Consider the following 1,613-nt stretch of genomic DNA (forward strand, 5'->3'; position numbering starts at 1 on the left):
TCCTGGTTGAGGTGGTAGACCGCCTTGCCCTCCAGCACGTAGAGGCCGTGCTCCATGACGTGGGTCTCGTCGAAGGGGATCACCGCGCCGGGCTGGAAGGTGACGATATTGACGTGCATGTCGTGGCGCACGTCGTTCGGGTCGACGAAGCGGGTGGTGGCCCAGCGCCCCTCGGTGCCCGGCATGGGGTTGGGGTCGAGGTCGTTCTCGTTGGTGACGAAGGCCTCGGGCACCTCGATGCCCTCGACCCGCTCATAGGCCTTGCGCACCCAGTGGAAGCGCACCGGCGCCTCGGCCTCGTTCTTCACCTGCCAGTCACTGCCCGGCGGGATGAAGGCGTAGCCGCCCGGTGTCATGGCATGGTGCTCGCCGGCGAGTGTCAGGGTCATCTCGCCCTCCACCACGAAGAGCACCCCCTCGGCCTCGGGGTCGAGCTCGGGGCGCTCGCTGCCACCGCCGGGGGCGACCTCCATGATGTACTGAGAGAAGGTCTCGGCGAAGCCGGAGAGCGGGCGCGCCAGCACCCACAGCCGGGTGCCCTCCCAGAACGGCAGGTTGCTGGTGACGATATCGCCGAAGACGCCCTTGGGGATCACCGCATAGGCCTCGGTGAATACCGCCCGGTCGGAGAGCAGCTGGGTCTGGGGCGGATGGCCGCCGGCGGGCGCATAGTAGGTACGTGGTTTCATGGGGTGTCCTCAGGCTTGCGGTGCCGGATGATGCTCGATCCAGTGGCGGGCGATATCCACCCGCCGCGCCACCCAGACCCGGTCATGGGCCTCGATATGGTCGAGGAAGCGCTGCAGGGCGCGGAAGCGGCCCGGGCGCCCCAACAGGCGGCAGTGCATGCCGATGGAGAGCATCTTGGGCGACTCCTCCCCCTCTGCATAGAGCACGTCGAAGGCGTCGCGCAGGTAGGTGAAGAAGTGGTCGGCGGTATTGAAACCCTGGGGCGCGGCGAAGCGCATGTCGTTGCTGTCCAGGGTGTAGGGCACGATCAGGTGGTCATGCTCGACGCCCTGGCTGTCGCGCTCGCGGGTCCAGAACGGCAGGTCGTCGCCGTAGTAGTCGCTGTCGTAGAGAAAGCCCCCCTCGTCCAGCACCAGCCGGCGGGTGTTGGGGCTGTCGCGGCCGGTGTACCAGCCCTCGGGCTTCTCGCCGTAGAGGCGCTGGAAGATCGCCATGGCCTGCTTGAGGTGCTCGCGCTCCTGCGCCTCCGGCATCTCCTGGTAGTGGATCCAGCGGTAGCCGTGACAGGCGACCTCATGGCCCAGCTCCTTGAAGGCGTGAGCCACCTCCGGGTGGCGCTCCAGCGCCATGGCCACCCCAAAAACGGTGAGCGGCAGGCCGCGGCGCTCGAACTCGCGCAGGATGCGCCATACCCCCGCCCGGGAGCCGTACTCGTAGATCGACTCCATGCTCAGGTGGCGGTCCGGGTAGCTGGCCGCGCCGATGATCTCGGAGAGGAACTGCTCGGAGCCGGCATCGCCGTGCAGCACGCAGTTCTCGCCCCCCTCCTCGTAGTTGAGCACGAACTGGACGGCGATCCTCGCCCTGCCGGGCCAGTTGGCATGGGGCGGGTTGCGGCCGTAGCCGATCAAGTCACGGGGGTA

Annotated in this window: 2 protein-coding genes; both read right to left on the minus strand. The window is 67.9% G+C overall.

The genetic code is table 11. The features are described from left to right. A partial coding sequence (locus IBX53_RS16095; protein ID WP_290911396.1) for a bifunctional allantoicase/(S)-ureidoglycine aminohydrolase occupies nucleotides 1-689 on the minus strand: 689 nt, incomplete at its 3' end. 9 nt (nucleotides 690-698) lie between these two features. After that, a partial coding sequence (puuE, locus tag IBX53_RS16100; RefSeq protein WP_290911397.1) for an allantoinase PuuE occupies nucleotides 699-1,613 on the minus strand: 915 nt, incomplete at its 5' end.

The sequence above is a fragment of the Halomonas sp. genome (assembly GCF_014859505.1).
In the GTDB taxonomy this organism is placed as follows: domain Bacteria; phylum Pseudomonadota; class Gammaproteobacteria; order Pseudomonadales; family Halomonadaceae; genus Halomonas.